The organism is Kitasatospora paranensis (genome assembly GCF_039544005.1).
GTDB lineage: Bacteria > Actinomycetota > Actinomycetes > Streptomycetales > Streptomycetaceae > Kitasatospora > Kitasatospora paranensis.
The window spans coordinates 3,822,919-3,845,347 of record NZ_BAABKV010000001.1 but is presented as its reverse complement, the minus strand read 5'-3'; the positions used below and the strand labels follow the sequence as shown (position 1 = coordinate 3,845,347).

Below are 22,429 nucleotides of genomic sequence, written 5' to 3'. Positions count from 1 at the left end.
CGTCAGCCCGCCGCCCGCAGCGCCAGCCTGGCGTAGGCGCGGACGTCCGCGTCCGAGTCGGCGAGCCGCTCGCGCAGCGCGGCCCCGGCCACCGGGTCGCCGGTGTGCGCGGCCAGCGCCCGGACGGCGGACTTGCGGACGTCGGCGTCGGTGTCGCCGAGCAGGGCCGTCAGCGGGCCCACGGCGGCCGCCGCACCCAGGGCGGTGGCCGCCGCCTTGCGGACCTGCCAGGCCTCGTCCGGCACGGCGGCCAGCGCGGCCAGCGCCGGCGGGCAGCCGATGCCCGCCGCGCCCTGGTAGGCGGCGGCCCGGACCAGCGGGTCGGGGTCGGCCGCCAGGACGAGCAGGACGGGCTCGGCGGCGCCGTCCCCGACGGTGCCGAGCCCCTCGCCGACGGCCACCCGGACCTCGCGGGCGCCGTCGCCGGCGGCGGCCGCCAGCGCAGCCGCGTCGTCCAGGGCGACCAGCCCCCGGACGGCCTGCAGCCGGACGGGCACCGCGGGGTCGGCCAGCGCGGCCGCGTACAGCTCCGGGCCGCCCGTCCGCAGGGCCCGCGACAGGTCCAGGACCCCGGCCCGCACCACCGGGTCGGCCGACCCGGCATGCGCTGCCAGGGCGGTGCCCAGACCGCCGTCCAGCACCTCCACCAGCTCGCGCAGGCCCGCCACCGCGGCCGCCCGGACGCGCTCGTCCGGGTCGCCGAGCGCGACCGTCAGGGCCGGCCCGGTGCCCGCCGGCGCGCTCTCGGTCAGCACCGCGACGGCCGTCCTCCGCACGTCGGCCGCGGCATCGTGCAGGTAGGGCGCCAGCGCCTCCAGCGACGGCTGCGCCTCGGCCAGCCGCAGCAGGTCGAGCACCCGCGGCGAGGCCGAGGCCGAGGCCGTGGCCGCGGCCGGGGCCTGCGCCGGTGCGGCGACGACGCCGGTGCCGGCCCGGCCGACCGGGATCGGATGCACCTCGCCGATCAGGACACTCTCCCCGGCGGGCGGCTCCAGGCCCTCCACCGGGACGAGGTAGGGCGCCACCGGCCGGGTCAGGAACTCCATCGCGCCGTCCGCGGTGCGGCGCAGGTCGAGGTGGCGGAACCACCGCCGGTCGTCCCGCCCGGGGTGGTCGACGCGGTCGTGGTACAGCCCCCAGCGGCTCTCCTCGCGGGCCAGCGAGGACCGGGCGGCCATCTCGGCGCAGTCCCGGATGAAGTCGACCTCGACGGCCCGCATCAGCTCGTGCGGGGTGCGGGCGCCCATCGCGGCGATCTCGCCGCGCATCCGCTCGAAGTGCTCCAGGGCCACCGACAGCCGGGCCCCCGTCTTCGGCGGCGCCACGTAGTCGTTGACGAACCGGCGCAGCTTGTACTCGACCTGCGGCTGCGGCGGGCCGTCCGGGTTGCGCAGCGGCCGGTAGACCAGCTCGTGCGCGGCCTTCACCTGGTCGTCCGGCAGCTCGGCGCGTTCGGTGGGCAGATGGGCGACGGCGTGGCTGCCGGCCAGGTCGCCGAAGACGAACGCGCCGATCATGTAGTTGTGCGGCACCGACGCCAGGTCGCCGGCCGCGTACAGGCCCGGCACGGTGGTGGCGGCGTTCTCGTCCACCCGCACCCCGCTCGCCGAGTGCCCGCCGCACAGGCCGATCTCGGAGATGTGCATCTCCACGTCGTGGGTGCGGTAGTCGTGGCCGCGGCCGGCGTGGAAGGTGCCGCGGCTGGGCCGCTCGGTGGTGTGCAGGATCGTCTCCAGCGCCTGCACGGTCTCCTCCGGCAGGTGCGTGGTCCGCAGGTAGACCGGCCCGCGGTCGGAGCCCAGCTCGGCCGCGAACTCGGCCATCATCTGCCCGGACCAGTAGTCGGAGTCGACGAACCGCTCGCCGTGCCGGTTCACCTGGTAGCCGCCGAACGGGTTGGCGACGTACGCGCACGCCGGGCCGTTGTAGTCCTTGATCAGCGGGTTGATCTGGAAGCACTCGATGCCGGTCAGCTCGGCACCGGCGTGGTACGCCATCGCGTAGCCGTCGCCCGCGTTGGTCGGGTTCTCGTAGGTGCCGTACAGGTAGCCGCTGGCGGGCAGGCCGAGCCGGCCGCACGGGCCGGTGGCCAGCACCACCGCGCCCGCCCGGACGGTGACGAACTCCCCGCTGCGGGTGTCGAAGCCGGCCGCGCCCACGGCCCGGCCGTCCGCGGTGAGCACCCGCACCGGCATGACCCGGTTCTCGATCGTGATCCGCTCGCGCATCCGGCGCTCCCGCAGCACCCGGTACAGCACCTTCTTGACGTCCTTGCCCTCCGGCATCGGCAGCACGTAGCTGCCGGAGCGGTGGACCTGCCGCACCTGGTACTCGCCGTGCTCGTCCTTCTCGAACTTCACGCCGTACCGCTCCAGCCGCTGCACCATGGCGAAGCCGCGGACGGCGGTCTGCCGGACGGTGCGCTGGTCGACGATGCCGTCGTTGGCGCGGGTGATCTCGGCGACGTAGTCGTCCGGTTCGGCCCGGCCCGGGATGACGGCGTTGTTCACGCCGTCCATGCCCATGGCCAGCGCCCCGGAGTGCCGCACGTGGGCCTTCTCCAGCAGCAGCACGTCGGCGCCGGCCTCGGCGGCGGTGATCGCGGCCATCGTGCCGGCGGTACCGCCGCCGATCACCAGCACGTCGCACTCCAGCCGACGGGCGTCGGCGAGGTCGGGGATCTCCATCGGGTTTCTCTCTCGCGGGTGGGTGGGTGGGTGGATGGTGGGTGGGGCGGCGTCCGGGCCTGCCGGGCAGGCCCTACAGGCCGCCGAGGACGGCCTCGCGCAGGCGCAGCACTGCCGGGTCGTCGCGCCGGGCGGCGTCCCGGGCGTGCGGCACCTCGTGGACGGCGGCCAGGGTGCCGCCGCCGAGGACGGCGACCCGGTCGCCGAGCAGCAGCGCCTCGTCGACGTCGTGGGTGACGAACACCACGGTGCAGCGCTGCTGCTCCCACACCGTCAGCAGCAACTGCTGCATCGCGCCCCGGGTCTGCGCGTCCAGCGCGCCGAAGGGCTCGTCCATCAGCACCGCCCGCGGCGCGCCCACCAGCGCGCGGGCCAGCTGGACCCGCTGGCGCTGACCGCCCGACAGCTCCCGCGGCAGCCGCTCCGCGAGACCGTCCAGGCCCACCCGGCGGATCCACTCGGCGGCCGGGGCCCGCCGTTCGGCCCGCGGTACCCGGCGGACGGCCAGCGGCAGTTCGACGTTGCGGCGGACGCTGCGCCAGGGCAGCAGGCCGTCGTCCTGGAACACCAGCGCCCGCTCGGCGCCGGGGCCGCGCAGCGGCTCGCCGCCCGCGAGCAGCTCACCCCCGGTGGGCCGCAGTAGCCCGGCGAGGGCCCGCAGCAGGGTGGACTTGCCGCCGCCGGAGGCGCCGACCACGGTCAGCACCTCGCCGGGGGAGACGTCCAGGTCGACCCCGTCCAGCACCGGGTGCCCGGGGTGGCCGAGGCTCAGCCCCCGGGCGGTCAGTCGCAGGCTCATCGCCCGTCCTCCGGTCCGTCGGCCGCACGCGGCGGCAGCCATGCGGTCAGCCGGCGCCCGACCAGCTCGACGGCCCCGGAGGTGAGCCGGCCCAGCAGGCCGATGGTGGCCATGCCGACGAACACCCCCGGGTAGTCGAGCACCGTGTACGCCTGCCAGGTGCGGTAGCCGACCCCGTACTGGCCGGAGACCATCTCGGCGGAGATCACGCAGATCCAGGACACCCCGATGCCCACCGACAGCCCGCCGACGACACCCGGCAGGGCGGCCGGCAGCACCACGCTGCGCAGCACCCGCAGGCGGCCGCCGCCCATCGTGCGCACCGCCTCCTCCCAGCGCGGCGGCACCGCCCGCACGGCGTGCCGGGTGGAGACCGTGACCGGGAAGAACGCGGCGGTGCAGGTGATGAAGACGATGCCCTGCTCGTTCTCGGGGAAGAGCATGATCGCGACCGGGACGAGGGCGATCGCCGGGATCGGCCGGATCAGCTCCAGCACCGGCCCGAGCAGGTCGGCGGCCGACCGCGACCGGGCGGTCAGCACCCCCACGGCCACCCCCAGGACGGCGGCCAGCAGGAAGCCGAGGCCGATCCGCCGCAGGCTCTCCGCCAGGTCCTGCCAGTACGCGCCGGTGCCCAGTTGCTGCCCGAAGGCGTGCCACACCTGCACGGCCGTCGGCAGGTGGTCGAAGCGCACCCACAGTCGGACCTGCTGCGCCGTCAGCAGCTGCCAGAGCCCGACGAAGGCGGCCAGGGCGAGGGCGCGGACGGCCCGTCGGCCGGCCCGGCCGGGGCGCCGAGGCGTGGTGGGCCCGGCCGCGCGCGGTGGCGCCGGGGCCGGCCGGACGGCGGTACTCATGCCGCCGCCAGGGCTTCGTCCCAGGTCAGGGCGGTCGCCCCGGGGTGGGCGGCGAGGTAGCCGCGGGCGCCGTCCTCGGTGGTGAAGGGGAGCAGGGCGCTGCCGTCGCGGACCCAGTGGTCCTTGTCGGCGAACCAGCGGGTGCCGGTGGCGGCGTCCGGGACGTACGCGGCGCGGAGCTTCTTCCCGGCCGTGCGGGCGGCCCGTACGGCGCGCAGCAGGCAGCCCGGGTCGGCGGCCGGGTGGGTGCTGTCCTCGCCCTGGTACCAGATCTCGCCGGCCTGCTTCGGGTCGTCGGCCGGCCGGCCGCAGGTCTCGTCGGTGCCGGTGATCCGCGCGGGCGGGACGTCCGGCAGGGCGGCCGTCCGCAGGTACGACGGGTCGACGAACTTCTCGACGTCCAGGGCCTTGAGCACGCCGACGGACTTCAGGAAGGGCACGTCCTGGCGGAACGCCTCCACCAGTTCGGGCCGCAGCGCGAGGTTGAAGGTAGCGATGCCGTTCGGGCCGTTGTAGAGGTGGACGACCTCCGGCGGCAGGCCGGTGGCATCGGCGACCTTGCGGCTGGCGTCCAGCGGGTGCTCGTCGAGGTAGCGGGTGGCGTCCTCCTGGGCGCGCAGGAAGGCCTGCACCACCGCGGGGTGCCGGCTGCCGAACCTCTGCCGGATCACCACGCCGTGCAGGGTGGGCCGGCCGAGCGCGGCGCCGTCGTACAGCAGGTGGCCGTCCCCGGCGAAGACCACCGCGCCCGGCCAGGCCACGAACTGGGCGAGCGCGTCCACGCTGCCCGCCTTGAGCGCGGAGGCGCCGACCGCGGGCTGCTGGTTCTGCTTGCGGATGCCGTCGTCGGGCACCCCGGCCCTGCGCAGCGCCTGGACGAGGGTGCCGTCGGCGGCGGAACCGACCGAGGTGGACACCCGCTTGCCCTTCAGGTCGGCCAGGGTGTGCGCGGGCGAGGCGTTCGGGACGACCACGCCGTTCAGCGCGCCGAGCAGGTTGTACCCGGTGACCGAGACGAGCCGGGTGCCGTCGCCGCCGGCCTCCTGGGCCCGCGACCCGTTGATCAGCAGCGGATAGTCGCCCATCGACCCGATGTCGATCTTGTCGGCGAGCATCTGGGCGGTGATCGGCGCCCCGGAGTCGTAGTCCTGCCAGACCACCTTGTACGTGGTGCCGTCCTTGCGCCCCTGGGCGGCGAGCTGCTGCTCGAAGTACCCCTGGGCGCGCAGCAGGGTGCCGGCGGTGACGGTGTTGATGGTCTTGGACTGGTAGCCGACCACCACCTGGACGGTGGCGTCGGAGGCCGCGGCCGAGGAGCAGCCGGCGGTGGCGGCGGCCAGCAGCACGGCGGCGAGCAGTGGTCTCAGCGGGCGGGCGGCGGGGCGGCGGGGCATCCGGGGGCTCCTCAGCGCAGCAGGTAGGGCATGTTGACGGTGACCGCGCCGGTGGGGCAGCGGGCGGCGCACGGGCCGCAGTACCAGCACTCGTCGACGTGCATGTAGGCCTTGTCGGTGTCCGGGTCGATGGCCAGCGAGTCCAGCGGGCACATCTCGACGCAGAGCGTGCAGCCGTCGATGCAGAGCGAGGCGTCGATGGTCACGGGGACGTCGGTGCGGTGGTCGGCGAGCGCCATGGCGGCGGGCTCCTAGGGGAGGTCGCGCAGCAGCCGGCCCTGCATGGTGAGCCGGTCGCCGCGGAAGCGGACGTATTCGAGGTCGACGGGCCGGCCGTCGGCCAGCGCGGTCAGCCGCTCCAGCATCAGCAGGGCGGCGCCGCGCGGGACTTCCAGGACGGTGGCGGAGTGCGCGTCGGCGTTGACCGCCTCCAGGGTGATGTCGGCCGCCCCGAGCGGCTGCCCGGTGACCTCCTCGATCAGCCGGAACACATCGGTGTGCGCGAGGTCGGCGGCGTCCAGCGCGGCGCCGACGTCCGGCGCCAGATAGGTCAGGTCGAGGGAGAGCGGCAGCCCGTTGAGGCGGCGCAGCCGCTCCACGTACACCACGTCCGCGCCATCCGGCAGGCCCAGGCGCCGGGCCACCGGGCCGGGCGCGCGGACGGGCCCGAAGGCGCGGACCTCGTTGACCACCTCGCCGTGCTCGTGCAGGGTCTCGGCGAGGCCCTGCAGCCGGTTCAGGCCGTGCGGCACCTTGTCGGCGACCACCAGCGTCCCCGAGCCGGGCACCCGGCGCACCAGGCCCTCGGTGCGCAGCAGGTCCAGGGCCTGCCGGACGGTGTTCCGGGACTCCCCGAACTCCTGGGCCAGCTGCTCCTCGTGCGGCAGCGCGCCGTCCTTGTACGTACCGCCGAGCACCTGCTGCCGCAGCACGTCCGCGACCTGCCGGGCCCGGTCGGCGCGCAGCCGCCGGACGCCGGGGCGGGCGGTGTTCTCGCTGGTCATCGCGGGTGCTCCGGAGGTCGGTGGCGGCCGGGCGGCCGGTGGGCGGCGGCTTCGGCCTGAACCCTAGGGCCGCACCGATGGCGTCCGGGTTGCCGCAGCATTACGCCACCTGACGGCCCGTCCGCGCCCCGGCCCACCTGCGCGGACGGGACTCCGGGCGGGCGAACCGCCACCCGCCGCGGATGTCCTCCGGCCCGGGCGGCATGCCGCGATGGATGCTGGAAACGCGAACGGCACCGGCCGACGAACCTCCGAGGAGTGGTACCCGTGATCGGAAAGCTGCAGTGCGTGGTGCTCGACTGCCACTACCCCGCTGGTCTGGCGCACTTCTACGCCGCCCTGCTCGGCGGCGAGGTCGACCGTCCCGACCCGCGCTGGTCGCTGGACGACGAGTGGTCGACGGTGCACCTGCCCGGCGGGGAGGTGCTCGCCTTCCAGCGCGTCGAGGACTACCGGCCGCCGATGTGGCCGGACCCGGCGCACCCGCAGCAGCTGCATCTCGACGTCGAGGTGGCGGACCTCGACGAGGCCGAGCGGCGGGCGGTCGAACTGGGCGCCGTCCCGCAGACCGGCGACCGCGGCTGGCGGGTCTGCACCGATCCGGCGGGGCACCCCTTCTGCCTGGTGCTCGCCCGCCAGGCCTAGCCTCGGGGCGGGGGTGGTGCACCGGCCCCGGAGGGCGGGTGATAGGTGTTCGGACCGTCGCCGGTCGATGGCCGACGGCTCGTCACCCACCCGGGAGGATCTCCGTGCCGAAGGGCCGTCCCGTGCGCCGCCGCGCCGCCGCACTCTCCGCCGCCGGCCTGCTGGCCGGCTGTGCCCTGCTGAGCGCCTGCGCCGAGCCCGGCGGCTCGCAGGCCGCGCCGGCCGGGGCCGTCACCGACGCGGCCGCGGCCGGCGACGCGGCGGCGCCGTCGGCCTCCGCCTCGGCGTCCGGGTCCGCGTCGGCGTCGGCCTCGGCCTCGGCCTCGCCGTCCGGGTCGCCCTCGGGATCGGCGTCGGCCTCGGCGGCGTCCGGATCCGCGTCCGCCCCGGCGTCCCCCGGGGCCCGCACGGCGCCGGTCGGGACGTCCTCGGGGGCGTGTTCACCGGGCTGGCCTTCGACACCTGCACGGCGCCGCCACTGGCGACCATGAACGCCTGGCGCGGCACCTCCCCGTACGGCGCGGCCGCGGTCTACGTGGGCGGCCGCAACCGCGGCTGCGCCCAGCCGCAGCTGACCGCCTCCTGGGTGCGCGCCGTCAGCGCCGCGGGCTGGAAGCTGATCCCGCTGTACGTGGGTGCGCAGCCGCCGTGCCAGACCGGCAGCAGCCCGGAGCGGATCACCGCCGCGACGGCGTCCGCGCTGGGGGCGTCCGACGGCGCGGACGCGGTGGCGAAGGCCTCGGCGCTGGGGATGCGGGCCGGCAGCGCGCTGTACCTGGACGTGGAGGCGTACAACACGGCGGACACCGCCTGCGCGGACGCCGTGCTGACCTACACCCAGGCCTTCACCCGGGCGGTGCGGGCCCGCTCGTACCGGTCGGGGTTCTACGGCTTCGCGTCCTCCAGCGCGGCGGGGATCGCGAAGGCGGCCGCGCAGGGCGCGCCGGACCTGCCGGAGGCCCTCTGGTACGCCAAGTACGACGGCGCCGCCGACACCAGCGGCAGCTTCCCGTACGCGGCTGGCCTGTTCTCCGGGCACCGCCGCGGCCACCAGTACCAGGTCAACCAGCGCGAGACGTACGGCGGTGCGGGCGTCACCGTCGACCGCAGCGCCTGGGACGCGCCGGTCGCCGTCGTCGGCTGAGCCCGGCCCCGGCCGGGGCCGGGAGGGTTCAGGTCAGCAGCAGGGCGTCGCCCACCCGGAGCCGCCCCGGGCGGGCGACGGTGGCCAGTGCGTCCAGCCGGCCGTCGTGCTCCCGCACGACGGCCTTGAGGATCTCGGGGGCGTGCGGCAGCCCGGGCTGGGCGACGCCGCTCATCGCGCACCGCTCGCTGGCCCGGACGAAGGCCAGCCGGACGCCGCCGCGCACCCGGCCCTCCCGGCCGAACCAGGTGTCCTCGACGAACGGCGGGGTGCCCGCCGGGGTGCGCAGCAGGACGTTCGGGCGGAAGCGCCGCTCGTCCACCACGGTGCCGGGCAGTGCCTCCCGGACCCAGTCCAGGGTGGCGGTGGTGAGCACCGAGACCGGCAGCTGGTCGAAGTGCGACACGGCGTCCTCCCGCGCCAGCGCGACGTCGTCGCGTTCCAGGTAGGCGCGGAGGAAGGCATCCGGGTCCTCGACCGGGCCGCCGAGCGGGTCGAGCAGCTCGGGGGCGTCGAGCCGCTGGCCGAGCCGGGAGCCGAGCCGCAGCAGGCCGTCCATCCGGCGGAAGCGCCGGGTGGTCTTGCCGGAGCCGAGCCTGCCGGAGGTGTCCCGGACGGCGTAGAGCCGGTCACCGGCGAGGCCGCGCCCGTCCACCTCGACGGAGTCGAGCCGTTCGCCGCCGGTGGACTTCACCGGATAGCGCCAGATCCGCTCCACGACTCCCGAGATCTCTGCCATGCGCCGAGCGTAGCGGCGCACCGGCGGCATGGTCTAGACCTATCGGTTGTCAGCCGATCCGCGCGACCGCCCGCACCGGGGCCCCGTCCGCCGCCGCCAGTCGCAGCGGGAACAGCGACACCGCGATCGGCGCGCCCGCTTCCTGAGCGGCCAGCAGCGGCGTCAGATCGGTCAGGTTCTCGGCGATCACCCCGCCGCCCGGACGGCCCAGCAGCACCCGATGGGCCGCCAGCGTCGGCTGCTCGGCGGCCGGGTCGTGTTCGTCCGCCAGCTCCGCCAGCAGGGCCGCCACCCCCGGATCGGCGGGTCCGGGCTCCGGCGTCGGGTCCACCGACAGGGCGTCCAGGCCGACCGTCCGGATGCCGGCCGCCACGATCGCCTCCGCCGCCTCCGGCGTCAGATAGGGGTGCGCCAGGTAGTGGTCGCTGCCCCAGTGCCGGGGCCAGCCGGTCGCCAGCAGCAGCATCGCGCCTGGGGTCAGCGCCGCCAGTGCCAGCGCCGGCCCGAGCCTGGCGGCCGTCACCGCCGTCCGCGGCTCCAGCCCCCGCAGGTCCGCGACCACCGCCGGCCCGGTGAACAGCTCCAGCGGCAGCCCGTCCAGGGTCGGCCAGGTCACGTCCACGTGGTACGGCGCGTCCACGTGTGTCCCGGACTGCGAACCCAGGTGCAGCCGCAGCACGTTGACCCCGGCCGTGTCGGTGGTCAGCGCCGCCGCGAGCGCCACCTCCGGGTCGCCGGGGTAGACCGGCATGCCCGTGGTGACCGGATGGGTGAGGTCGATCAGCGTCTCGGCCATGCCGTCCATCCTGCCCCGCCGGGCCCGTCCGCCGCAGCGGTGTCCGCCCTCCGGGTCCCGTCCGGCAGGATCCGGAGGACAAGCTCTAGGGTCGGGTGCATGAGTGATCAGCAGGTACGCAGGCCCTGGGTGGTGGGAGTCTCCGGGGCGTCCGGGACGCCGTACGCGGCATCGGTGCTCCGCGCGCTGTTCGCGGCGGGCGAGGCGGTCGACCTGGTGGTCAGCCGGGCCGCCCGGCTGACCATCCTCGACGAGACGGGCATCGCGTTCCGCGACGCGCACTGGCACGACGACCTGACGGCCTGGCTCGGCGCCGCGCCCGGTGACGTCCGGTACTGGCCGGCCGGGGACTTCGCGGCCGGCCCGTCGTCCGGCTCCTACCCGGCCAAGGGCATGCTCGTCGTCCCCGCGACCACCGGCGCCGTCGCCGGCATCGCGCTGGGCCTGAGCAAGGACCTGCTCCAGCGCGCCGCGAGCGTCACCCTCAAGGAGCGCCGTCCGCTGGTCGTGTGCCTGCGCGAGACGCCGCTCAATGGGGTGACGCTCAAGCACCTGGTCGAGCTCGACGCGCAGGGCGCCGTCGTACTGCCCGCCTCGCCGGGCTTCTACGCGGGCGGCTCGACCGCCCGTGAACTGGTGGACTTCGTGGCCGGCCGGGTGCTGGACGCGGTCGGGGTGCCGCACACCCTGTACCGGCGCTGGGAGGGCGAACTGGGAGCGGCGGGCCGGGCAGAGTGAGACGGCGCGGACCGGGAGAGTATGTTCTTTGCGATATCCGGGTTGATCCGCGCACGCCGCCTTCGAATCCGGATAATGATCTCTGGGTCGGGTGAGGTTCGGAAGGACGCTGGCAGGCATATGGACACGGTGGACAGACAGCTCATCCAGGCGCTCCGGGAGAACGGCCGTGCCTCGTACGCCGAGCTGGGCCGACTCGTCGGCCTGTCGGGGCCAAGCGTCACGGACCGCATCAACCGACTGGAGCAGGCCGGCGTCATCACCGGCTACCGCGCGACGGTCAACCCGGCGTCGCTGGGCTTCGGCGTCACCGCCCTGATCGGTCTTCAACTGACCGACGCAGCAGACCACGAGGACGTCGCGCACCGGCTGAAGGACCTCCCCGAGGTCGAGGACTGCTGGTTCATCGCCGGCGACGACTCGTACATGCTCAAGGTCCGCGTCCCCGACGTGGAGGGCCTGGAATCGGTCGTCAAGCGGCTCTCCGGGACGAAGGGCGTGGCCCGCACCCGGACGACCGTGGTGCTCTCGACCAAGTGGGAGAACCGGGTCAGCGAACTCCCGCTGACGACCGGCGAATGACCGAGGTCCGCGGAGGACCGGGCAGGGGAGGGACGGACGACATGGCGCTGATCGGCCTGGAGGAGCTGCGCGCCGCCCAGCGGCGGATCGCCGGGGTGGCCGTGCGCACCCCGCTGCTGCCCTGCCCCTGGGCGGCGACCGGGGACCGGCGGCTCTGGCTGAAGCCGGAGAGCCTCCAGCCGACCGGCGCCTTCAAACTGCGCGGCGCCTACAACCGGCTGGCGGCGATGACCGCCGAGGAGTGCGCCCGCGGCGTCGTCGCGCAGTCCAGCGGCAACCACGCGCAGGCGGTCGCCTACGCGGCCGGCCTGCTCGGCATCAAGGCCGTCATCGTCATGCCGGACACCTCGCCCGGGGTCAAGGTCGACAACACGAGGGCCTTCGGCGCCGAGGTGATCCTGGTCGCCCCAGGCGAGCGCGACACCCTGCCCGCCGAACTGGTCGAGCGGCACGGCTACGTCTGGGTGCCCCCGTACGACGACCCGTACATCATCGCCGGGCAGGGCACCGTCGGCCTGGAGATCGGCGAGGACGCCCCGGACGAGCTGGACACCGTGCTCGTGCCGGTCAGCGGCGGCGGACTGATCTCCGGCACGGCCGCGGCCCTCAAGCTGACCTGCCCGGGCGTCCGGGTCGTCGGCGTCGAACCGGAGCTCGCCGCCGACGCCCAGGCCAGCCTGCGGGCCGGCGAGCACCTGTCCTGGCCGGTCGAGGACACCTACCGGACGATCGCGGACGGGCTGCGCACCCCGACCGTCGGGGTGCTGCCGTTCCGGCACCTGACGGCCTATGTGGACGACATCGTCACCGTCTCCGAGGACGAGATCCGCGACACCGTGGCGCTGCTCGCCCGGCGCGGCCGCCTGGTCGCCGAACCGTCCGGCGCGGTCGCGGCGGCCGGCTGGTTCCACCGCGCCGACGAGGTCGGCGGCCGTGTCGCGGCGGCCGTGGTGAGCGGCGGCAACATCGAGCCCGCCCTGCTGGCCGAACTGCTGGCGCGCTGATCCGGCGGCAGGGGCGCGCTCGGCCGCGCCCCTGCGGGCAGCCCCGCCGTCGTGAGGCGTAGGCTCGGTTCCGGCATTGTTTCGGCAGGTACGAGAGGCGGTTCACCGCATGGACGCAGGGCTCAAGCGCGAGCTGGAGGCGAAGGTCCACTCGGGCGAGCGGTTGACCCGCGAGGACGGTATCGCCCTCTACGAGAGCGACGACCTGGCCTGGCTGGGCGGCCTGGCGCACCACGTGCGGACGCAGAAGAACGGCGACGTCGTCCACTTCAACGTCAACCGCCACCTCAACATGACCAACGTCTGCGCCGCCTCCTGCGCGTACTGCTCCTTCCAGCGCAAGCCGGGGAGAAGGACGCCTACACCATGCGCATCGAGGAGGCCGTCCGCCTCGCCAAGGCGATGGAGGTCGACTCCCTCACCGAGCTGCACATCGTCAACGGCCTCCACCCGACCCTGCCGTGGCGCTACTACCCGCGTTCGCTGCGGGAGCTGAAGCAGGCCCTGCCGAACGTCTCGCTGAAGGCCTTCACCGCCACCGAGATCCACTGGTTCGAGAAGATCAGCGGCCTGTCCGCCTCCGAGATCCTGGACGAGCTGATCGACGCCGGCCTGGAGTCGCTCACCGGCGGCGGCGCGGAGATCTTCGACTGGGAGGTCCGCCAGCACATCGTCGACCACGAGACCCACTGGGAGGACTGGTCGCGGATCCACCGACTGGCGCACGAGAAGGGCCTCAAGACCCCGTGCACCATGCTGTACGGGCACATCGAGGAGCCCCGGCACCGGGTCGACCACGTGCTGCGACTGCGGGAGCTGCAGGACGAGACCGGCGGCTTCCAGGTCTTCATCCCGCTGCGCTACCAGCACGACTTCCACGACTCCAAGGACGGCATCGTCCGCAACCGCCTGATGGAGCGCACCGAGATGGCGACCGGCGCCGAGGCGCTGAAGACCTTCGCCGTCTCCCGGCTGCTGTTCGACAACGTGCCGCACGTCAAGGTCTTCTGGGTGATGCACGGCGTGACCACCGCCCAGCTCGCGCTCAGCCACGGCGCGGACGACATGGACGGCTCGGTGGTCGAGTACAAGATCACCCACGACGCGGACAACTTCGGCACCCCGAACAAGCTCGGCCGCGACGACCTGCTCGACCTGATCCGCGACGCGGGCTTCCGCCCGGTCGAGCGCAACACCCGCTACGAGATCATCCGCGAGTACGACGGGCCGGACCTGACGCGCCGCGAGACCCCCAGGCGATGCGCCTCTGACGCCCCTGCGGCAAGGTCACCGGGCCCGCCGACGCACCGTCGGCGGGCCCTCGCCATGCCCGGGGCGCGCCCCCGGCGCGGCCCGGGGGCGCGTGTCGCGCACCGCGCGCACCGTCCGCCGCGCACGCCCCCGGAACGGGCTCCGGCCGCCGCCGGAACGGCTCCCGCACCCCTCGGGACGCGTATGCTCACAGGCTCACCACACGCCCCGGGTTTCGTTCCGGCCCGGGACTTTGGGAGGATCGTCCCCATGTCCGGTTCCCACCGCGCCTCCGCCCATCGCCGCTCGGCCCCCGTGCCGGGCCCCCGCAGCAGTGCGGAGACGGCCGCGCCGAGGTCCCGCGGACACCGGCGCCGGACCAAGCAGCGCCGCCGCGGCCGAGCCCTGATGAGTGGTACGGCGATGCTGCTGGCCGCCGCCGCGGGCTGGTTCACCGTCGGCCCCGGCCACGGCGAACTCCCGGGCCTCACCTCGGCCGGTGCGCCGGAGCACACCGAGGCGGACATCCAGCGGGCCGACCTCGCGCCACTGCCGGCCGACGCCCGTACCGAGGCGCCGACCGCCGACCGCTCCGACCGCGACGCGGGCACGGTGGCGGCCATCCCCGGGCTGGGCCCGTCCTTCCTGGCGAAGATCCCCGCCGAGACGACCCAGCTGGTGGTCGCCTCCGGCAAGGACAAGGACTCCGCCGACACCGTCGTCACGCTCTGGACCCGAACCCCCGAGGGTCGCTGGCGGGCCGGCCAGGCCTGGGCCGGGCACAACGGCTACAAGGGCTGGACGGCGACCAAGAGGTCGGGCGACCTGCACAGCCCGGTCGGCGTCTTCGCACTCACCGACGCCGGCGGTCGCAAGGCCGACCCGGGCAGCAAGCTGCCGTACGACAAGGACCCGAACTTCGTGGTCGGCGGCACCGGGTTCAACGGCGAGCAGCTGTCCGGCTCCTTCGACTACGTGGTGGCGATCAACTACAACCGGGTGGCCGGGCGCTCCCCGCTGGACACCACCTACCCGCAGGGCGCCGCCAAGGGCGGCGGCGTCTGGCTGCACGTCGACCACGGCGGCCCCACGCACGCCTGCGTCTCGCTGCCCGAGGCCGACATGATCGAACTCATCCGGACGCTCGACCCGGCGGCCCACCCGATGATCGCCATGGGGGACGCGGCCGCGCTGGCCACCTGAGCCGCTTCATTTGCGGCGCTTTGTCACCCTTCTACAGCTAACGACCCCGGATCCTGTACCGGGGCGTCACCGGGAGACTCACCGGTAACCCGGTTGAGTTGATGTATGACCGCCTCCCGCATCGTGGCGCTCGGCCACTACCAGCCGCCCAAGGTCCTCACCAACGACGACCTGGCGAAGCTGGTCGACACCGACGACGAGTGGATCCGCTCCCGGGTGGGCATCCGCACCCGGCACATCGCGGTCGACGAGACCCTGGTCGACATGGCCGCCGAGGCCGCCCAGAAGGCGCTCGCGGCCAGCGGCCTGCACGCCGGGGACATCGACCTCGTCGTGGTCGCCACCTGCACCGCCGTCGAGCGCAGCCCCAACACCGCGGCCGCCGTCGCCGCCCGGCTCGGCATCACCGCCCCGGCCGCGTACGACATCAACACGGTCTGCTCCGGCTTCTCGTACGCCCTGGCCACCGCCGACCACGCGATCCGCGCCGGCGCGGCCGCCCGGGCGCTGGTGATCGGCGCCGAGCGGATGTCCGACACCATCGACTGGACGGACCGCTCCACCTGCGTGATCTTCGGCGACGGGGCGGGCGCGGCCGTGGTGGAGGCGGTGCCCGACGAGCAGGCCGGCATCGGACCGGTGGTCTGGGGGTCGGCGCCGGAGAAGGGCGACGCGGTGGTGATCACCGGCTGGGACCCGACCATCAGCCAGCAGGGCCAGGCCGTGTTCCGCTGGGCCACCACGAAGATCGCCCCGCTGGCGCGGGAGACCTGCCGGAAGGCCGGCCTGGACCCGTCCGAGCTGCGCGGCTTCGTCGCGCACCAGGCGAACCTGCGGATCATCGACGCCATCGCCGCCAAGCTGGGGGCCGCGCCCGACGCGGTGATCGCCCGGGACGTCGTCGACTCCGGCAACACCTCGGCGGCCTCCATCCCGCTGGCCCTCTCCAAGCTGGTGGAGCGGGGCGAGCTGCGCTCCGGCGACCCGGTGCTGCTCTTCGGCTTCGGCGGCGGCCTGGCCTACGCCGGCCAGGTGGTGCGCTGCCCGTAGGGCCACCCGGCACAACGCCGTGGGGCGCCGGAATCCTCGTGATTCCGGCGCCCCACGGCGTTCTGCTGCTCGGGCACGTCACGGTACGTCGGCGAACCTCCCCCGAGGACACGGCCGCCGTCCGCCACACCCCGGACAGGAGGCCGGGGTTTCGCGTGCGAGGTGGGTGAGGGGGACCGCTACTTCGGCGGCTTCTTGCCGGCGACGCCCATGTAGACCTGGAGGGCCAGGTTCGGCCGGAGGTCCTTGACCTTGACGCCCCAGGAGGTGAAGGCCTTCTGGTGCTCCGCCGCGGCGGCCAGCAGCGAGACCAGCGCACCGGCCACCGCGGCCGGTTCGATGGTCTTGTCGGTCTTGCCCTGGTTCGATCGGACGGCCTCGGTCAGTGGTGCCACCACCGAGTTGAGAACCTTCATGCGGATCTTGAAGAACCGCTTGTCCCCCTCGGCTGCACCGAGAGTCACGACGCGAAGAATGGCGTCGTTCTTGCGCCAGAAGGCGAGGAAACCGTCCACCAGATCTTCCGAAGTGGCGGCACCGGTCTTTCCCGCCCAGGACTTTCCTTCGACGAGCTCTTTGAGCCCGCCGCTGTCCTCGGCCATTTCCTCGGCGATCTCGAGGACAGCGCCCTCGACATCCGGGAAGTACTGGTAGAAGGTCGCGGGGGAGGTACCCGCCATACGGGCGACGTCGATGACCTTGACGTCCCGGTAAGGCGACGTGCTGAGCATCTCGCGGAGGCAGTCGAGCAGCTTCTGCCGCGTCTCCTGTCCGCGTCGCCCGGCGACGCGACCGTCGACGGTGCGAACTTGTCCTGTCATGCCGTCAGCTTACCGTGGCACGATCTTGCCGCGATTCGGTGATGCGACAATTACGCCGCCCGGGGTGGTAATGGAGGGCGTTGTCGGAGGCCTGGCGAATTTCTTGCAACGGATCTTGTGCCCCCCGTGCACTGATGACCCCACAGCGTGACGGCGGGTCTGCTGAAGGTCGGTCGGATGACGGTGGGTGATCGTCGGACGGCCACCGGGGCGGCCCGCGGCGGCCCGTTCGAGTGCCGTTCGGGCGTGGGAGGGCCCCGGGCCGGGCACGCCGTCGGTGCGGCACGGGCGGGGGAGATTGGATCCCGGGCGGCGGGCGTTGGACAATCGGGGGCGCGCCCCGGACGGGGCGGCAGGACGGGGAGGTGGCAGCTCAGTGGACCAGCTGACGGCGCACGATCCAAGGCGGATCGGGCCCTTCGAGGTGCTGGGACGGCTCGGCGCGGGCGGAATGGGGCTGGTCTACCTGGCACGGTCCGCCTCGGGCCGCCGTGTCGCCATCAAGACCGTACGCACCGAACTCGCCGAGGACGACCTCTTCCGGGTCCGCTTCGCCCGTGAGATCGCCGCCGCCAAGACCGTCGGAGGCTTCTACACCGCCGCCGTGGTCGACGCGGACGCCGACGCCCGCGTCCCGTGGCTCGCCACCGCCTACGTCCCGGCGCCCTCGCTGGAGGACCTGGTCAACCACTGCGGGCCGCTGCCGGTCGTCGCGGTGCGCTGGCTGGTGGCCGGCATCGCGGAGGCGCTCCAGTCCATCCACGCCGCCGGGCTCGTCCACCGCGACCTCAAGCCGTCCAACGTGCTGGTGGTCGAGGACGGCCCGCGCGTGATCGACTTCGGGATCGCGGCCGGCGTCTCGCACACCCGGCTCACCATGACCAACGTCGCGGTCGGCACGCCCGCCTACATGTCCCCCGAGCAGGCCCGGGACAGCCGCAGCGTCACCGGTGCCAGCGACGTGTTCTCGCTCGGCTCCCTGCTGGTCTTCTGCGGCACCGGACACCCGCCCTACCGCGGCGGCAACCCGGTCGAGACCGTCTTCCAGCTGCTGCGCGAACAGCCCGACCTGTCCGGGCTCCCGGTCGAGCTCGTCGACCTCGTCCGCGCCTGCATGCGGCCCTCGCCCGAGCACCGGCCGACCCCGGCACAGATCCAGGCCGAACTGGCCCCGCACCTGTTCTCCCGGGACGACGCGCTCGGCGACGCCGGGGACTGGCTGCCGCCCAACGCGCTGGAACTGATCGAGCAGAAGCGCGGCCGCCGCCCCGCCCCGGCGCCGGCGCCGGTCGTGCCGCCGCCCCCGCCCCCGTCCCGCCGCAGCCCGCAGCCCGGCCGGCCGAGGGCGCCGGCGGCGGATCGCTCGGCGGGGAGGCCGCCACCGAGAAGATCGCCGCCCGGCGCCGTCCGGCGGGCGAGGAGGTCCGGCTCTCCGGCGGGCCGGTGCGGATAGGGCCCGGCCCGCGGGCCGACCAGAGCGTGGGCGGTGGCGGCCAGGCGCCGGCCGCCACCGACTGGGTGCGCCGGACCTCCGCCCAGCAGCAGCACTCCGTCGTGCCGCAGCCCGTGTCGCCGCCCCCGCAGCCGCCCGTGCGGCAGACCGCGCCGCCCGTCCCGCCCGCCCCGCGCTGGCGGCCCTGGCGGTTCCGGATGTCCAACGACGTCTGGGGCACCCCCGTGGTCGCCGGCGGCACGCTGTTCGTCTCCAGCTTCGAGGTGCACGCCCTGGACATCGCCTCCGGCGAGCGGCGCTGGAAGACCCGGGACGTCGCCTGGGCGCTCGCCGTCGCCGACGGCCGGGTGCACGCCGCCGACGGCCCGCACCTGTACACCGTGGACGTCACCGACGGCACCGAGCGCTGGCGCAACTCCCTCGACGGCTGGGTCTACTCGCTGGACGCCGCCGACGGGGTGCTCTGCTGCGGGATCAGGGGCGGCGGTGTCCAGCTGCGGTCGGCGGCCAACGGCGCCGAACTGTGGCGGGCCGACGACGCCCAGCAGGACTACGAGAACCCGCAGTCCGGCCCCGCCCTGGTCGGAGGCGCCGGCTACTACTACGGCGGTGGCCGGCTGCGCTGCGTGGACCCGCGCGGCGGCGGCCTGCGCTGGTCGTTCCCGGTCGGCGAGGACGTGCCGTCCCGCCCCGTCGAGCGCGGCGGTGTGCTGTACGTCACGGCGGGCAGCCGGGTCTACGCCCTGGACGCCGCGACCGGCACCGAGCGGTGGCGCTTCGACGCGCCGGTGGTGCTCTTCACCCCGCCCGCCCTGGACGGGACGGCCACGGCGTCGGCGCTCTACGTCGCGGACTACCTGGGCACGCTCTACGCCGTCGACCTCGCCACCGGCCGGGAGCGCTGGCGCGGCCGCACCGGCAGCCGCCAGGGCGCCGAGCCCGCGGTGGTCGCCGACGGCACCGTGCTGCTGGGCTCCGGGGACACCCTGTACGCCTTCGAGGCCGCCACCGGCCGCGAGCGCTGGCGCTACACCGCCCGCGGCGAGATCGTCGGCTCCCCGGCGGTCACCGAGGGGCTGGTGCACATCGGCAGCCGCGACCACTCGCTGCACACCGTGGACCTCGCCACCGGCCGGCTGCGCTGGGAGCTCGGCACCAAGGGCGAACTGACCGGCTCCCCGGTCGCCGTCGCGGGCCGGGTCTTCGCAGGCAGCAAGGACCGCTGCGTCTACGCCCTGGACTCGTTCTACGGCACCGCGGTGCCGTAGGGCCCGCCCGGCGGGCCCGGCACCGCCACCCCGGTCAGGACAGGCCGGGGTGGCGGGCCACCCAGCCCTCCCAGGCCGAGGCGATCATCGCGTCGACGTCGTACCTGGCCGTCCAGCCCAGCTCCTTGCGGATCAGCTCCGCGGAGGCCACCACCCGGGCCGGGTCGCCGGGGCGCCGCGGGGTGGACTCCGGCGGCAGGCCCCGGCCGGTGATCCGGGCGATCGCGGTGAGCATCTCGCGGACGGAGACGCCCTCCCCGCGGCCGATGTTCAGGGTCAGGCTGACCGGCCCGGCGGCCGCGTCCAGCCGCCGGACGGCCGCCAGGTGCGCCGAGGCGATGTCCTCGACGTGGATGTAGTCGCGGATGCACGTCCCGTCCGGGGTCGGGTAGTCGTCGCCGAAGACCAGCGGCGGCAGCCCGTCCGTGATCCGCTGGAAGACCATCGGGACGAGGTTGGAGACCCCGTCGTCGGCCAGCTCCGGCGCCGCCGACCCGGCCACGTTGAAGTACCGCAGCGAGACGGTGGACAGCCCGTACGCCTTGGCCGCCGCCGCCAGCAGCCATTCGCCCACCAGCTTGGTCTCGCCGTACGGGTTGATCGGCGCGCACGGTGTGTCCTCGGTCACCAGCTCGACGTCGGGCATCCCGTACACCGCGGCCGACGACGAGAAGAGCACCTTGGGGACACCGCCGCCGACCGCGGCCGCCAGCACCGTCCGCAGGCCCTCGACGTTCTCCCGGTAGTAGTGCAGCGGCTCCGCCACCGACTCGCCGACCTGCTTCTTGGCGGCGATGTGCAGGACACCGGTGACCCCGTGCTCGCGGATCGCCGCGTCCAGCGCCTGCCGGTCCAGCGTGGAGCCGACCGCCAGCGGGACACCGGCCGGCAGCCGGTCGGGCGACCCCGAGCTCAGGTCGTCGAAAACGACGACCCGCTCGCCGGCCGCGGCCAGCTGCCGCACCACATGTCCGCCGATGTAGCCGGCCCCGCCGGTGATCAACCACGTCATACTCGAAATCCTATGCGGGAGCCGATCCGCGCAGGCGGCAGCCACTGCGCGGACGGCCGCACCGCACCCGCCCGGCCCTGCGAGCTGCCGTAGGGGCGAGTTATCGGACACCCTGATAAGTGCGGTCCGGTACGATCGCAGGCGGTTATCGTCAGCGGGAGGAGCAGGTCGCGGGATGACCGCAAGCACTCCCGGTACGGCACCGAGAACCGCACCCCAGGTCAGCATCGTGGTGATCGTCTTCGACGACGCCGCGCACGTCACCGCGGCGGTGCGCTCCGCGCTGGGCCAGGGCGACGCCGTCGCCGAGGTGATCGTCGTCGACGACGCCTCCACCGATGCCACCCCCGAACGCCTCGCGCGGCTCGCCGCCGCCGATCCGCGCGTGAGAGTCATCACGCGCACCGAGAACAGCGGCGGCTGCGGCACCCCCGCAACCAGGGCCTGGAGGCCGCCGGCTCCCCGTACGTCATGCTGCTCGACAGCGACGACGTGCTCGCCCCCGACGCCGTGAACACCCTCCTCGCCACCGCCCTCGCCGAACAGGCCGACGTCGTCGCCGGCGTCTGCGTCCGGCGCGAACTGCCGGCCGGCACCGACACCCCCTGGCAGCGCGACCTCTTCCCGGCCGTCGGGGCGCCGCCGCGCCGCTACGACGGCATCGGCGAGCGCCCCGAGTTCCTGCGCGACACCCTCTGCGTCAACAAGCTCTACCTGCGGGACTTCCTGGAGAAGCACAGCGTCCGCTTCGCCGAGGGCCCGGTGCACTACGAGGACTTCGTCTTCACCGCCCGGCTGTACGCCGCCCGGCCCCGGCTCGTCGCCGTCGGCGAGACGGTCTACCTCTGGCACGTGCGCCGCGAGGCCGGCCGGCAGTCCATCTCGCTGCGCCGCGACGAGATCCGCAACTGGCAGGACCGGGTCGACGCCCACGCCGAGGCCGTCCGGATCCTCTCCGACGCCCCCGAGCCCGGCCTCGCCGACGCCGCCCGCACCAAGTTCGTCGACCACGACCTGCGGATGTACGTCCGCGAGCTGCGCCAGAAGCCGGCCGGCTACCGCGCCGCCTGGTGGCGGACGGCCCGGGCCCACGTCTCCGGCTTCGGCCCCGCCGCCCTCGCCGCCGCCGGCCCGGCCGGCCGCTGGCTCGCCGCCCTGCTGCTGGCCCGCCCCGAAGCGGTCGAGGGCGCCGAACTGGCCCGCGCCTGCGAGCTGGCCGCCACCCCGGCCCGGCTCGCCCCGCCCTACCTGACCGACGACGACGGCCAGCCGGTCCTCGCCGAGGGCGTGCCGCTCACCGGCCTCGCCGACCTGCCGAGCTCCCGCCTTCCGCTCGCCGTCGACGGCAGCGTCCGGCTCGGCCCGGTCTGCGCCGTCCGGCTGCGCGTCCACGACCCGTACGGCCTGGTCTCCGCCGCCCGGCCGGTCAACGCCCAGCTGGAGCTCCGCACCCGGCTCGGCCCCCGCTCACCGTGCGGCGCAGCCTCGAACTCACCCCGCACCCCGACGGCGGCTGGACGGCCGGCACCAGCGTGGACTCCTTCGAGCTGCGCGACGTCGGCGAGATGACCGCCTGGACCCTGCGGGTCGGCATCGGCTTCCAGGACGGCGGCCGGGCCGTCACCGCCGTCCGCGCACCCGGCCTGGTCAAGCGCCATGCCGTCGTCTACCGGCCGCCCGTCCGGCTCGCCCTCGCCCAGGCCTACCGCACCGCCAACGGCGAGCTCGGCCTGCGCGTCGCGGACGGTGTCCGCGGCGGCTGGGAGGTCGTCCGGGCCAGGCTGCGCCGGGCCCTGGCCCGCCGCGGCTGACACACCCGGCCGCGGCACGGCGCACCGCCCGGAGCTGGCCGAACGGCCCGACCGGGCGCCGGGGGCCGCCCGGGGGACGGGGCACACCCCGCGCGGTGGGAGAATTCATGGGATTCCCACGATGCCGTGGCTCAATCGAACGAGCACCACAACCCTCAGCGCAACCGACGA

20 protein-coding genes and 2 pseudogenes are annotated in these 22,429 nt (G+C 74.7%); 11 read left to right on the top strand and 11 right to left on the bottom strand.

The features are described from left to right. Positions 1–2: 2 nt before the first annotated feature. From ABEB13_RS18445 to ABEB13_RS18420, 6 genes are all read right to left on the bottom strand, one after another. Complete coding sequence (locus tag ABEB13_RS18445) at positions 3–2,687, bottom strand: fumarate reductase/succinate dehydrogenase flavoprotein subunit (protein ID WP_345706373.1); 2,685 nt, start codon at positions 2,685–2,687, stop codon at positions 3–5. A 73-nt stretch (positions 2,688–2,760) separates the two neighbouring features. Beyond that, positions 2,761–3,486, bottom strand: a complete 726-nt coding sequence (locus tag ABEB13_RS18440) for an ABC transporter ATP-binding protein (protein WP_345706372.1) — start codon at positions 3,484–3,486, stop codon at positions 2,761–2,763. Continuing rightward, complete coding sequence (locus ABEB13_RS18435) at positions 3,483–4,343, bottom strand: ABC transporter permease (protein WP_345706371.1); 861 nt, start codon at positions 4,341–4,343, stop codon at positions 3,483–3,485. The genes ABEB13_RS18440 and ABEB13_RS18435 overlap by 4 nt, the downstream gene beginning before the upstream one ends. Further along, on the bottom strand, positions 4,340–5,737 hold the full coding sequence (locus ABEB13_RS18430) for an ABC transporter substrate-binding protein (protein WP_345706370.1): 1,398 nt from the start codon (positions 5,735–5,737) through the stop codon (positions 4,340–4,342). The genes ABEB13_RS18435 and ABEB13_RS18430 overlap by 4 nt, the downstream gene beginning before the upstream one ends. 11 nt (positions 5,738–5,748) lie before the next feature. Then, the gene (locus ABEB13_RS18425; protein WP_345706369.1) at positions 5,749–5,976 is read right to left on the bottom strand and encodes a 4Fe-4S dicluster domain-containing protein; all 228 of its coding nucleotides are present in this window, start codon (positions 5,974–5,976) and stop codon (positions 5,749–5,751) included. 12 nt (positions 5,977–5,988) lie between these two features. Next, positions 5,989–6,741 carry a GntR family transcriptional regulator gene (locus ABEB13_RS18420; protein ID WP_345706368.1) on the bottom strand — a complete coding sequence of 251 codons (753 nt, stop codon included), beginning with the start codon at positions 6,739–6,741 and terminating at the stop codon, positions 5,989–5,991. 267 nt (positions 6,742–7,008) lie between these two features. Here ABEB13_RS18420 and ABEB13_RS18415 point away from each other — a divergent pair, with 267 nt between their 5' ends. Then, complete coding sequence (locus ABEB13_RS18415) at positions 7,009–7,386, top strand: VOC family protein (RefSeq protein WP_345706367.1); 378 nt, start codon at positions 7,009–7,011, stop codon at positions 7,384–7,386. Positions 7,387–7,468: 82 nt separating this feature from the next. Here the strand turns inward: ABEB13_RS18415 and ABEB13_RS18410 are convergent, their stop codons facing one another. Then, positions 7,469–7,795 carry a hypothetical protein gene (locus tag ABEB13_RS18410; protein WP_345706366.1) on the bottom strand — a complete coding sequence of 109 codons (327 nt, stop codon included), beginning with the start codon at positions 7,793–7,795 and terminating at the stop codon, positions 7,469–7,471. Positions 7,796–7,873: 78 nt separating this feature from the next. Here ABEB13_RS18410 and ABEB13_RS18405 point away from each other — a divergent pair, with 78 nt between their 5' ends. Further along, entirely contained in the window at positions 7,874–8,530 is a 657-nt protein-coding gene (locus ABEB13_RS18405) for a DUF1906 domain-containing protein (RefSeq protein WP_345709719.1), read from the top strand. A 28-nt stretch (positions 8,531–8,558) separates the two neighbouring features. Here the strand turns inward: ABEB13_RS18405 and ABEB13_RS18400 are convergent, their stop codons facing one another. Then, positions 8,559–9,269 (bottom strand): MOSC domain-containing protein, encoded by a 711-nt coding sequence (locus ABEB13_RS18400; protein ID WP_345706365.1) that lies wholly within the window; start codon positions 9,267–9,269, stop codon positions 8,559–8,561. Between the two features lie 49 nt (positions 9,270–9,318). Further along, a complete protein-coding gene (locus ABEB13_RS18395) occupies positions 9,319–10,065 on the bottom strand; it encodes a cyclase family protein (protein ID WP_345706364.1) in 747 nt (248 codons plus the stop codon). A gap of 99 nt (positions 10,066–10,164) precedes the next feature. Here ABEB13_RS18395 and ABEB13_RS18390 point away from each other — a divergent pair, with 99 nt between their 5' ends. The 5 genes and pseudogenes from ABEB13_RS18390 to ABEB13_RS18370 all read left to right on the top strand — a co-directional run bounded on the left by ABEB13_RS18390 (position 10,165) and on the right by ABEB13_RS18370 (position 15,893). Further along, a complete protein-coding gene (locus tag ABEB13_RS18390; protein WP_345706363.1) occupies positions 10,165–10,803 on the top strand; it encodes a UbiX family flavin prenyltransferase in 639 nt (212 codons plus the stop codon). A gap of 120 nt (positions 10,804–10,923) precedes the next feature. Continuing rightward, positions 10,924–11,385 carry an Lrp/AsnC family transcriptional regulator gene (locus tag ABEB13_RS18385; protein WP_100889694.1) on the top strand — a complete coding sequence of 154 codons (462 nt, stop codon included), beginning with the start codon at positions 10,924–10,926 and terminating at the stop codon, positions 11,383–11,385. A 41-nt stretch (positions 11,386–11,426) separates the two neighbouring features. Next, positions 11,427–12,389: a threonine ammonia-lyase gene (locus ABEB13_RS18380; protein WP_345706362.1), complete on the top strand. Its 963-nt coding sequence runs from the start codon at positions 11,427–11,429 to the stop codon at positions 12,387–12,389. Positions 12,390–12,498: 109 nt separating this feature from the next. After that, positions 12,499–13,646, top strand: a pseudogene (gene mqnE / locus ABEB13_RS18375) (aminofutalosine synthase MqnE); the annotation flags it as partial. A 1,302-nt stretch (positions 13,647–14,948) separates the two neighbouring features. Further along, positions 14,949–15,893 (top strand): beta-ketoacyl-ACP synthase III, encoded by a 945-nt coding sequence (locus ABEB13_RS18370; protein WP_345706361.1) that lies wholly within the window; start codon positions 14,949–14,951, stop codon positions 15,891–15,893. 179 nt (positions 15,894–16,072) lie between these two features. Here ABEB13_RS18370 and ABEB13_RS18365 read toward each other — a convergent pair whose 3' ends face one another. Beyond that, complete coding sequence (locus ABEB13_RS18365) at positions 16,073–16,714, bottom strand: TetR family transcriptional regulator (RefSeq protein WP_100889699.1); 642 nt, start codon at positions 16,712–16,714, stop codon at positions 16,073–16,075. Positions 16,715–17,090: 376 nt separating this feature from the next. Here ABEB13_RS18365 and ABEB13_RS18360 point away from each other — a divergent pair. After that, positions 17,091–19,435 (top strand): annotated as a pseudogene (locus ABEB13_RS18360) (outer membrane protein assembly factor BamB family protein). A gap of 34 nt (positions 19,436–19,469) precedes the next feature. On the opposite strand, the gene galE reads toward ABEB13_RS18360, so the two are convergent. Continuing rightward, positions 19,470–20,447 carry a UDP-glucose 4-epimerase GalE gene (gene galE / locus ABEB13_RS18355; RefSeq protein WP_345706360.1) on the bottom strand — a complete coding sequence of 326 codons (978 nt, stop codon included), beginning with the start codon at positions 20,445–20,447 and terminating at the stop codon, positions 19,470–19,472. A gap of 175 nt (positions 20,448–20,622) precedes the next feature. On the opposite strand from galE, the gene ABEB13_RS18350 reads away from it, so the two are divergent. The 3 genes from ABEB13_RS18350 to ABEB13_RS18340 are packed head-to-tail and all read left to right on the top strand — an operon-like array spanning position 20,623 to position 22,258. Beyond that, the gene (locus ABEB13_RS18350; RefSeq protein WP_345706359.1) at positions 20,623–20,961 is read left to right on the top strand and encodes a glycosyltransferase family 2 protein; all 339 of its coding nucleotides are present in this window, start codon (positions 20,623–20,625) and stop codon (positions 20,959–20,961) included. Beyond that, positions 20,919–22,016 (top strand): glycosyltransferase family protein, encoded by a 1,098-nt coding sequence (locus ABEB13_RS18345; protein WP_425559889.1) that lies wholly within the window; start codon positions 20,919–20,921, stop codon positions 22,014–22,016. Before ABEB13_RS18350 ends, ABEB13_RS18345 begins: the two co-directional genes overlap by 43 nt. Then, complete coding sequence (locus ABEB13_RS18340; RefSeq protein WP_345706358.1) at positions 21,980–22,258, top strand: hypothetical protein; 279 nt, start codon at positions 21,980–21,982, stop codon at positions 22,256–22,258. The genes ABEB13_RS18345 and ABEB13_RS18340 overlap by 37 nt, the downstream gene beginning before the upstream one ends. Positions 22,259–22,429 lie beyond the last annotated feature (171 nt).

Bases quoted from the DNA above. Each gene is read 5' to 3' on its own strand.
- ABEB13_RS18445 (WP_345706373.1), bottom strand. From the start codon at position 2,687: ATGGAGATCCCCGACCTCGCCGACGCCCGTCGGCTGGAGTGCGACGTG.
- ABEB13_RS18440 (WP_345706372.1), bottom strand. From the start codon at position 3,486: ATGAGCCTGCGACTGACCGCCCGGGGGCTGAGCCTCGGCCACCCCGGG.
- ABEB13_RS18435 (WP_345706371.1), bottom strand. From the start codon at position 4,343: ATGAGTACCGCCGTCCGGCCGGCCCCGGCGCCACCGCGCGCGGCCGGG.
- ABEB13_RS18430 (WP_345706370.1), bottom strand. From the start codon at position 5,737: ATGCCCCGCCGCCCCGCCGCCCGCCCGCTGAGACCACTGCTCGCCGCC.
- ABEB13_RS18425 (WP_345706369.1), bottom strand. From the start codon at position 5,976: ATGGCGCTCGCCGACCACCGCACCGACGTCCCCGTGACCATCGACGCC.
- ABEB13_RS18420 (WP_345706368.1), bottom strand. From the start codon at position 6,741: ATGACCAGCGAGAACACCGCCCGCCCCGGCGTCCGGCGGCTGCGCGCC.
- ABEB13_RS18405 (WP_345709719.1), top strand. From the start codon at position 7,874: ATGAACGCCTGGCGCGGCACCTCCCCGTACGGCGCGGCCGCGGTCTAC.
- ABEB13_RS18400 (WP_345706365.1), bottom strand. From the start codon at position 9,269: ATGGCAGAGATCTCGGGAGTCGTGGAGCGGATCTGGCGCTATCCGGTG.
- ABEB13_RS18395 (WP_345706364.1), bottom strand. From the start codon at position 10,065: ATGGCCGAGACGCTGATCGACCTCACCCATCCGGTCACCACGGGCATG.
- ABEB13_RS18390 (WP_345706363.1), top strand. From the start codon at position 10,165: ATGAGTGATCAGCAGGTACGCAGGCCCTGGGTGGTGGGAGTCTCCGGG.
- ABEB13_RS18385 (WP_100889694.1), top strand. From the start codon at position 10,924: ATGGACACGGTGGACAGACAGCTCATCCAGGCGCTCCGGGAGAACGGC.
- ABEB13_RS18380 (WP_345706362.1), top strand. From the start codon at position 11,427: ATGGCGCTGATCGGCCTGGAGGAGCTGCGCGCCGCCCAGCGGCGGATC.
- ABEB13_RS18370 (WP_345706361.1), top strand. From the start codon at position 14,949: ATGACCGCCTCCCGCATCGTGGCGCTCGGCCACTACCAGCCGCCCAAG.
- ABEB13_RS18365 (WP_100889699.1), bottom strand. From the start codon at position 16,714: ATGACAGGACAAGTTCGCACCGTCGACGGTCGCGTCGCCGGGCGACGC.
- galE (WP_345706360.1), bottom strand. From the start codon at position 20,447: ATGACGTGGTTGATCACCGGCGGGGCCGGCTACATCGGCGGACATGTG.
- ABEB13_RS18350 (WP_345706359.1), top strand. From the start codon at position 20,623: ATGACCGCAAGCACTCCCGGTACGGCACCGAGAACCGCACCCCAGGTC.
- ABEB13_RS18345 (WP_425559889.1), top strand. From the start codon at position 20,919: ATGCTGCTCGACAGCGACGACGTGCTCGCCCCCGACGCCGTGAACACC.